1 protein-coding gene is annotated in these 566 nt (G+C 61.8%); it reads right to left on the bottom strand.

The features are described 5' to 3' along the window. A partial coding sequence (locus HA630_RS00360) for a winged helix-turn-helix domain-containing protein (RefSeq protein WP_166832004.1) occupies positions 1 to 566 on the bottom strand: 566 nt, incomplete at both ends.

Here is a 566-nt window from a genome sequence, read left to right on the forward strand (position 1 = left end):
TTGTTGTCGGTGCCATAGCGCTTGCACTGCCAGGCCACCCGAAAGGTGATGAGTTTCAGCTCGTCCACCGAGTAGGTGGCGGTGCCGTCGATCCCTCCATCATTGGCCTTGCCCGTCACCACCGTCTCGTCGGCGTTGTTGGCCACCATGATGGCAGCACACAGGCGTTCGAAGGCGGCATCGGGCATCTGGACCAGCAGGTTCTTCAGGGCCAGATCGCCTTGATCGATACCGGGCAGTTCATCCTGCAGTGGAGAGGGAATGCTGCCCGTCTGTTCGGTGGCACTGCCCTTGCCACAGATGGCGGCGGCTGTGGCTGCATCCAGGGGCATCTGCCAGCCCTCCGGGGTCAATTGCCACACGCCGTGACCTGAGACGTCCGTCGGCTCCAGCTTGCCGGCGTTGACCAGGTGGAACCTGGCCCAGCGGATGTCGTTCTGGTACTTGGCTTCGCCGTTGGCAACCTCCGATTCGTCCAGGACTTCTTGTTCATCCATCAGCTGGTTGACGATGGTGTCCCGGACGGATTTGGCTTTGGCCTTGCCGCCCAGATCCCTCAAGGCACT

This window comes from Aquabacterium sp. A08 (genome assembly GCF_011742065.1).